The sequence below is a fragment of the Nocardia sp. CC201C genome, assembly GCF_030010695.1.
Lineage (GTDB): Bacteria > Actinomycetota > Actinomycetes > Mycobacteriales > Mycobacteriaceae > Nocardia > Nocardia otitidiscaviarum.
Genome location: NZ_JASCXP010000351.1, coordinates 1 through 7,945, shown reverse-complemented (window position 1 = coordinate 7,945; position 7,945 = coordinate 1). Strand labels below are relative to the sequence as shown.

At 70.1% G+C, this 7,945-nt stretch carries 8 protein-coding genes; 6 read left to right on the top strand and 2 right to left on the bottom strand.

The annotated features are described in order from the left end of the window. On the bottom strand, positions 1-365 hold a 365-nt coding region (locus QK444_RS27970; RefSeq protein ID WP_282785139.1), incomplete at its 3' end, for a hypothetical protein. Between the two features lie 215 nt (positions 366-580). Between QK444_RS27970 and QK444_RS27965 the strand changes: the two genes are divergently transcribed. From QK444_RS27965 to QK444_RS27945, 5 genes are all read left to right on the top strand, one after another. After that, positions 581-1,849, top strand: coding sequence for a family 2 encapsulin nanocompartment cargo protein terpene cyclase (locus tag QK444_RS27965; RefSeq protein WP_282785138.1), 1,269 nt, complete (start codon positions 581-583; stop codon positions 1,847-1,849). Between the two features lie 46 nt (positions 1,850-1,895). After that, positions 1,896-3,050 carry an LLM class flavin-dependent oxidoreductase gene (locus tag QK444_RS27960; RefSeq protein WP_282785137.1) on the top strand — a complete coding sequence of 385 codons (1,155 nt, stop codon included), beginning with the start codon at positions 1,896-1,898 and terminating at the stop codon, positions 3,048-3,050. Positions 3,051-3,265: 215 nt separating this feature from the next. Next, on the top strand, positions 3,266-3,577 hold the full coding sequence (locus tag QK444_RS27955; RefSeq protein WP_282785136.1) for a hypothetical protein: 312 nt from the start codon (positions 3,266-3,268) through the stop codon (positions 3,575-3,577). A 197-nt stretch (positions 3,578-3,774) separates the two neighbouring features. After that, a complete protein-coding gene (locus QK444_RS27950) occupies positions 3,775-5,604 on the top strand; it encodes an ATP-binding protein (RefSeq protein WP_282785135.1) in 1,830 nt (609 codons plus the stop codon). Next, positions 5,601-6,263 carry a response regulator transcription factor gene (locus QK444_RS27945; RefSeq protein ID WP_282785134.1) on the top strand — a complete coding sequence of 221 codons (663 nt, stop codon included), beginning with the start codon at positions 5,601-5,603 and terminating at the stop codon, positions 6,261-6,263. The genes QK444_RS27950 and QK444_RS27945 overlap by 4 nt, the downstream gene beginning before the upstream one ends. On the opposite strand, the gene QK444_RS27940 is transcribed toward QK444_RS27945, so the two are convergent. Then, positions 6,178-6,915 carry a respiratory nitrate reductase subunit gamma gene (locus tag QK444_RS27940; protein WP_282785133.1) on the bottom strand — a complete coding sequence of 246 codons (738 nt, stop codon included), beginning with the start codon at positions 6,913-6,915 and terminating at the stop codon, positions 6,178-6,180. The genes QK444_RS27945 and QK444_RS27940 overlap by 86 nt on opposite strands. Positions 6,916-7,267: 352 nt before the next feature. On the opposite strand from QK444_RS27940, the gene QK444_RS27935 reads away from it, so the two are divergent. Continuing rightward, a partial coding sequence (locus QK444_RS27935; RefSeq protein WP_282785132.1) for an AfsA-related hotdog domain-containing protein occupies positions 7,268-7,945 on the top strand: 678 nt, incomplete at its 3' end.

Below are 7,945 nucleotides of genomic sequence, written 5' to 3'. Positions count from 1 at the left end.
ACGTACCAGTAGTGCGCTCCGGAGCGGGGGAGCGTCTCGCCCGCCAGCACGCGGTCGGAGCGGCGGGTGAGCACCGGCCGCACGACGACGAGTTGACCGAGCAGGACGGCGACCGCGCCGCCGAGCCACCACCAGGTGGCCGGGGCCGGGCCCACCGCCCCGGCGGCGGCAAGCAGCAGCGCCGCGATCATCGCTTCGGCGGTGTTCAGCGCCCGGAAGACGATGCGGCCGATACCCAGGCCGAGCGGGATGGTGATGCCCGGCGCACGGAATTTCAGCGGGGCCTCCAGGAACGAGATCGCCAGCACCATGCCGAGCCAGAGCATCGGCAGGAACCAGAGCAGGTGCTGCGCAACAGCCTTCATGATCGTCGACGCTACCCGCCGGGACGGCGCGCACCAGGGACTTTGGTCCCGTCCTGCGGCCCGGAACGACGATTCGATGTCGATGGGCGGTCATCCGGGTTCCGGAGAGAATCACGCAATCGTCTGCGGCGTCGGCCGCGAGGCCGGATAGTCGATGGTGTTCTCCATCTACGCATTGCCTCCACCTGATGACCCCTCGTGGCAGGAGCAGCACGATGACAACAATCGACAACGACAGCGGTGAACTCGGCGCGGGTGCACTCGGCGCGGTGCGGTCCCCGGTACTCGGTGGGCCCCGCGGACTGGGAACCGAACTCGCCAGGATCTTCTCCACCACGCGGCCGGACGTGACACCGGCTCCGCCGGAACCGGATGGGACGGACCGATGCGCGCCCGCCGGGCGGGACTCGATCGCCACCGCCGTCCCGAACCCCGCGCATCTCGCGGAACGGTTGGGCGAGAGCGCGTTTCGGATACCGGTTCGGCGGCTGGCCGACGCCGAGCCTTATCGCGAATTCGAATGGGGCGACGGTTCCGCGTCGCCGGTCTACTGTCCGCCCGCCGCCCGCGTCGACGACAATCTGGCCGCGGCGATCGACGACCGCCTGGTGGTGTGGGCCGAATCCATCGGCTGCACCGACGACGAACTCGACAAGCTGCGCGAGACCGGCTACGGGCGGCTGGTCATGTTGACCCACACCGATTCCGACGATCCCGACCGACTGCTGATCGCCGCCCAGATGAACACCGCGTGGTGGATGGCCGACGACTACTACGCCGACGATTCGGCACTGGGCGCGGATCCGACCCGGCTGCCGCAGCGCCTGACCATGGCCATGGCCGCACTGGACCCGGTGCCCGACGCGGGCGAATTCAGTGTGCCGCTGGCGGAGACGCTGCGCACCGACAAGGTACTGCGCGCCTTCGATTCCGCCGTCTCGAATCTGCGCCGCCACGCGACCCCGGATCAGGTGCAGCGCGCCTGCTACGCGACCTTTTCCATGTTCGTGTCCTGGACCGCGTACGCGGCCTGGCGGCACACCGGGCAGGCGCCGTCCGCGTGGGAGTATCTCGCCGCCCGCCAACATGATTCGTTCTACACCTCGATGACGCTGATCGACCCGGTGGCGGGTTACGAGGTACCCGCGAATCTGTTCTACGAGGAACGGGTGCGCCGGGCCGCGTTCCGAGCGGGCACCGCGTGTGTGCTCGTCAATGATCTGCTCTCGGTCGAGAAGGACGCCGCCGACGCGAATCCGGTCTGCAATATGGTGTTGCAGATCGCGGCAGATCGCGGCTGCTCGCTGGCCGAGGCCACCGAGATCACCGTCGACCTGCACAACCGCACGGTGCGGGCGTTCGAGGCCGAACATCGCGCGCTGCGGGCTATCCCGTCGCCGGAATTGCAGCTGTTCCTGCGCGGGGTCCGCGATTGGATCGGCGGCTCGTTCGAGTGGCACAACACCAATCCCCGCTATCGATAGCGCGCGAACAGCGCTGTGGCACACCATGATCGCCAGGAGAACTGTGATGTCGGATGCGCGGAAGTCCTTCGCCGTCGGTACGCTCACCGGGATCAACCCGCCGCTGGGGGCGGCACGATTCGTGGTGCGCATGGCACGGCTCGGGCGGTTGGATTCGGTACTGGCGACCGATCATCTGATCAGCGTGTTCCCCAGGGCCGCCTGGGATGCCGACTTCACGCCGCAGGCGAAGACCGTGCGCAGCCCGGATGAGCAGTTCGACTTCGCCCCGCTGCTCGCGCATCTGGCCGCGAGCGCGGGGCGGGTGCAGTTGGGAGTCGGCGCCACCGACCCGCACCGCCGCCATCCGGTGCTGCTGGCGCAGACCTTCCTCACCCTGGCGCATATGACCGAGCGCGCGCCCATTCTCGGCATCGGATGCGGTGAGCGGGAGAACCTCGAGCCCTACGGATTCGAGTGGGACCGGCCGGTGGATCGGTTCGAGGAGGCATTGCGGGTGCTGCGCGCCGCCCTGACCGCGACCGAACCCATGACCTTCACCGGCCGGTACTACCGCCTGGATCGCGCACCCGTGGATCTCACCGTTCCCGCCGACCGGCTGCCGCGCCTCTGGATCGGCGCGCACGGCCCGCGCATGCTGGCGCTGACCGGGCGCTACGGCGACGGCTGGTATCCGTGGGAGTCCATGTCCCCGGACGAGTATCAGCGCCGGCTCGCGCTGGTGCACGACGCCGCCCGCGCCGCCGGTCGCGATCCCGAGGCCATCGTGCCCGCCGCGATGATCACCATGCTCACCGCCCGCACGCCCGCGGGCCTGCGCCGCATCCTGCGCGCCCCGGCCGTCCGCTACCTGGGCCTGTTCGCCCCGGCGGCGGTCTGGACCCGCTGCGGCGCGAAACACCCCTTCGGACCGGACTTCCGCGGCCTGATCGACCTGATGCCACACCACCTCACCGCGACCGACGTGCGCGCGGCCATTGCCGAGGTGCCCGACGAGGTCCTGCACGAATGGCTGGTCATCGGCACCCCCGGCGACATCCTGAACCGGCTGCGCGCCCTGGCCGACGCGGGCCTGCGCCACGCCATCGTCTTCCCCAGCTCCGCCTTGGTTTCCGCCGCCGACGCCGCCTTCGGCTACGGCGTGGTGCTCTGGCTGGCCGCCCGACTCCGCCGCGGCGCGGGTTCCCGACCGACCGGCTAGCGCGCGTCCCGGTGAGCTGGTGGCCCGGACCTCGGTCACCGATCGGACCGCGTTGGCACGGAGCCGTCTCCGGGTGAGCACGGAGGCGGGAGGCGGTGGGGAAGGCATACCTTCGAGATGGGCGGTCGCCGACCGGGAAGGACGGATCGGCAGCGGCTCACAGTTCGCACCGAGTCGGCGAAATATGCTGCGGTGCACAATAATCGGAGGGAATTATGAAAATTCGAGCACTGTGGACCGCGGCCGCCGTCGCGTTGATGACCGTTCTCGGGTGCGGGGTCGCCTCGGCCTTCCCGTATATCCATCCGGACCTGGTCACACCGGGAGCGCAGGGGATCGTCACCACCACCGATCCGCTGGATCAATCGTCCACCTGTCTGCTGTACGGGCTGCCCGGCGTCGGTGTCGCCACCACACCGGGCGGCGGTGTCGGCGGACCCGCTGTGCCGTTTCTGGCACCGGGGTCGGTGAACGGGGTGTGCCTGGGGGGCGACGGCATCGCGTTTCCCAGCGGATTCGTGGGCTGACCGGGCTCGCTGACGAGATCCCACGGGTGATTCGGGCCCGCATCCGCCCGCCACGGGTGCGCAGGGGTTGCCGGGGGCCGGTCGGAGAACCGGCTCCCGGTCGCGCACCGGACCGCGGTGCATGACCACCGGCCCTGGTTTCGGGGCGGTGGACGGCGCATGCTGTGAGCGGTCGGGATGGCGCTGCGGGGTGTGCGGTGAATTGTCGGGCGGGCTTCGCCGTGGTGTCGGCGACCGCGCTGGTGGTCGTCGCGGTCGTCGTCGCGATGGACTGGTCGACAGCGGCCATGCGCGATCCGGCGCGGACATTGCTGCTGGGTCCGCGGGAGTCGTTCGTGGCGGCGCGGGGGCCGTACCCGCCGGTGTTCGGGGTGTGGGAGTTGGTGCTGTTCCTGGGTGCCGGAACGGCGTTCGTGGCGGCGGGCTTCATCGCGTGGCGGGCGCGGCCGCGGGAGTGGACGGGTCCGCTGATCATCGTCGCGGGACTGCTGTGGCTGCTCGGGGGACTGCGGCGATCCAGTGATCCGGCGCTGTTCACGATCGCGGCCGTGGTGACGAACCTGTATTTGCCGGTATTGATTCAGGTCCTGCTCGGTTTTCCGACCGGTCGGCTGCGATATCGCTGGGAGCGCTGGTTCGTGGGTGCGTGCTGGGTTCTGGCCACCGTCGGGGTGACGGTGGAATGGATGTTCTTCGATCCGCGTGCGGTGGCGACGACGCATCCGTCGACATCGGTGAATCTGCTGCTGGTGCACCATGATCCGACGATCGCCACGGTCGTCCAGCTGACCGTCGGCGGGCTGGCCGCGGTCTGCGGTCTGGTGGTGACGGTGGTGATCGCCCGGCGTTGGCGCGTCGGATCACCTGCCTACCGGTCCGCCTTCCTGCCCTTGGGCGCGGCCGGATTGGTGGCGATCGTGGTCACCGTCGGCATCCTGGCCTCCGCCGTGCGCTTTCCCGGATCGCAGAATGCCTGGTTGCTGGATCTGCGCTATCCGACCTCGGCGGTGCTGCCGGTCGCTGTGGCGTTCGGGGTGATCCGCTATCAGCTGGCGCGGGTGGCGGTCGGCAGCGCCGTCACCGCCATCGGCTCCGCGCCGCCCGCCGGGGCCTTCGTGACGGCCCTGCGGCGCGCGGTCCGCGACCCCACCCTGGCGCTGTGGACCTACGCAGCGGAGCACGAGTGCTTCGTGGACGCCGAGGGGCGGCGGCGCGCGCTGCCCGTCCCGGGTGGCCCGCAATCGGCCACGGTGCTCGAACGCGGTGGAGTTCCGGTGGGGGCCTTGGTCTTCGACACCGCACTGCCGGCCGCCGATCCGGAGTTGCTGGCCGCCGTCCGCGCCGCCGCGGCCTTGGCGCTCGAGCACGACCGGTTGCGCGCCGACCTCCAGGTGCAGCTGGGTGAGGTGCGCCGCTCCCGGGAGCGGCTCGCGACCGCCGCCGATACCGCGCGCCGTCGCGTCGAACGCGACCTGCACGACGGTGCGCAGCAGCGTCTGGTGGCCGCCGCGATTCTGCTCGGTCGGGCTCGGCGCGCGGGCGACATCACGACCCGCGACAGGTTGCTCGCCGAGGGCGTCGGCGAGCTGGACACCGCGCTGGCGGAATTGCGGGAGTTCGCGCGTGGCGTCTTCCCGCCGATGCTCGCCGCCCGGGGCCTGCCCGCGGCGCTGGACTCGCTCGCGCAGCGGGCCGTCCTGCCGGTGCGCATCACGGGCGAGCCCGCCTCCCGCCCACCGGCCGTTATCGAGGCCGCCGCGTACTTCGTCGCCGCCGAGGCGGTCACCAACGCCACCAGGTACGCGGACGCCAGAACCATCCAGATCCGTTGCCAGACAGATGAAGACGAGCTTCACCTGTGCGTCGTAGACGACGGGTGCGGCGGGGCGGTGGTGTCACCCGGCGGCGGGCTCGACGGGTTGGCCGATCGGGTGGCGGCGCTCGGCGGGACCTTCGAGGTGCACAGCCCGCCCGGCGCGGGAACCATGCTGACCGCGACCTTCCCCCTGCGGAGCGTGACGGCATGACCCTCACCGTCGCCGTCGCCGACGATTCGGCCCTGCTGCGCCGTGGTATCGCGCTCCTGCTCCGCGAGGAGGGGCTCGAGGTGGTGGGTACGGCCGCGGACGCCACGGCATTGCTGCGCATCGTGGCCACCGAACATCCGGCGGTGGCGGTGGTGGATATCCGCCTCCCTCCGACGCACACCCTGGAGGGCGTGCACGCCGCCCGGGCGATCCGCACCCGCTACCCGGCCACCGCGGTCCTGCTGCTGTCGCACTACGTGGAAACCGAGCACGTCATGGATCTGTTCGCCGACAGCGCCGCCGGTCTGGGCTATTTGCTGAAGGAGCGCGTCTCCCACATCGACGAGTTCCTGGAGGCGCTGCGCCGGGTCGCGGCGGGTGGCAGCGCCATCGACCCCGGCCTCATCAGCCGCATGATGGCCCGCCCGCACCACCGCCGCCTGCCCATCGACGATCTGTCCCCCAGGGAACGAGAAGTGTTGGCGCTCATGGCCGAAGGCAAATCCAACCGCGGTATCGCCGCGGCGCTGTTCCTCGGCGAGCGCACGGTGGAGACGCACGTCGGCGCGATCTTCACCAAGTTGGCTCTCCCGCCGGGGCCCGACGATCACCGACGCGTGCTGGCGGTGCTGCGTCACCTCGACGCCGGGAGGCGGTGATCCGAGGGCGTCGCGCGGCGGCGAGGCGACCGGCCAGGCGCAGGGCCGGGATGGTGAAGATCCCGGCGAGCCGGGTGTATGGCCAGATCGCGATCAGGATCATGATGACCAGTGCGCGGGCCTGATAGACGGCGGGGGCGTGGTGCATGACCTCGGGGGTCGGGTGCAGTGTGGCCAGGGAACGTGCCCAGGTGAACAGGGTTTCGGCGGTGCGGTATCGGTGGTCGGTGGATCCGGTGTCGAAGGTGACCAGGATGCCCGTGGTCATGGTGGCGACCAGGACCGGCAGGGTGATGCGGTCCACCGGGGTGACGCGGGAGCGGATGTCGGCGGAGATCAGCGGCGGGACCAGGAGCAGGCCCGCGCCGGCCAGCGCCAGCGGGACGGCCACCAGTTGCAGGGACAGGAGGATGACGCCGAGGGAGCCCTGCGGGCGTGAATGTGGCCCGGCGGCAAGGGCTTCGGCGACTCGTACCGCGAACAGCAGGGGGACGCCGATGCGGAAGGCGCGCATACCGAAGCGCTGGGCGCGGTCCAGACGCGGGCCGTAGAGGTGGGAGCGGAAGCCGTCGTGGCGATAGCGCCAGACATGGCCGATGACGAATGAGAGCGCGGCGGCGCAGGGTAGCCACACCCAGAGCGCGACCATCATGGCTGACTTCCTTGCTGTCCGTGTCCTGCCGTGTCGCGATCACAGTGGCATGCCGGTGGATGCTGGAAAAGTGCCGAAAGGCCCGAAGAGCGGAACGCGCCGAGCCGACGGTGCGACGCCGCACATGATACGCACGCTGTCCAGAGTTGTACGTCACATGAGCACAACTTGAACACCGCCGCGGGTGCGGTAGCGTGAAGAACACCGATCGCGAGTCGCTGGACGGCCCTTCTCCTGCCCTCCATGCCCGAGGCCGTTGGTTGGTTTTCCGCTGTTTCGGCTGGATGTTCGCTGCTGCCCGGCAATGGGGCCGTTGGCCGGTGCGACATCGTGAAACCACCTCGGAGCACCCATGTCCCGTGTGATCGAGCCACAACTGTCGTATTCCACCGTCGTACCTCGCGAGCATGTGCATCGCAGCGCCATCAGCGAGGTGTTCCTGACCGACATCATCTGCGAGAAGTACCCCCGGTTCCGACTGGGGATTCAATTGCCGCGCCAGCACAGCTACTACAGCGAGCACATGGCGGAGGCGGCGACCTACGATCCACTGCTGCTGCTGGAATGCTCCCGGCAGGCGTCGATCCTGATCGCGCACCGCTACGTGGGCGCGGGCATGGACCAGAAGTTCATCTTCAATACCGGCAATCTGCGCATTTCCCACCTGGCCGGGCTGGTGGTGCGACCGCATCCCGGGTACGGCATCCTCGACGCCACCATCGTCGAGGAGAAGCAGCGCGACGACGTCGTCATCGGCATCACGCTGGCCATCGACATCCAACTCGACGGCACCTCGGTCGCCGCCATGGAGATGGCGATCCAGTGGATGCCGGGCGCGGCCTGGGACAAGGTGCGCACCCGCGGGCGGGCGGCGCTGGACCTGACCGCCGCCCGCCCCTACCCGCTGGAACGCCGGGTCGCACCGGAACTGGTGGGGCGGCGCAGTATCGACAATGTGGTCCTGGGGGGGGTGGCGGGCGCGGCCCCGGGGGGGGGGGCGGGGATAGTGGGGGGGGCAAACCCACCCGGC

What these genes read in the sequence shown, in the direction of transcription:
- QK444_RS27965 (WP_282785138.1), top strand. Translation starts at nt 581, where the DNA reads ATGACAACAATCGACAACGACAGCGGTGAACTCGGCGCGGGTGCACTC.
- QK444_RS27960 (WP_282785137.1), top strand. Translation starts at nt 1,896, where the DNA reads ATGTCGGATGCGCGGAAGTCCTTCGCCGTCGGTACGCTCACCGGGATC.
- QK444_RS27955 (WP_282785136.1), top strand. Translation starts at nt 3,266, where the DNA reads ATGAAAATTCGAGCACTGTGGACCGCGGCCGCCGTCGCGTTGATGACC.
- QK444_RS27945 (WP_282785134.1), top strand. Translation starts at nt 5,601, where the DNA reads ATGACCCTCACCGTCGCCGTCGCCGACGATTCGGCCCTGCTGCGCCGT.
- QK444_RS27940 (WP_282785133.1), bottom strand. Translation starts at nt 6,915, where the DNA reads ATGATGGTCGCGCTCTGGGTGTGGCTACCCTGCGCCGCCGCGCTCTCA.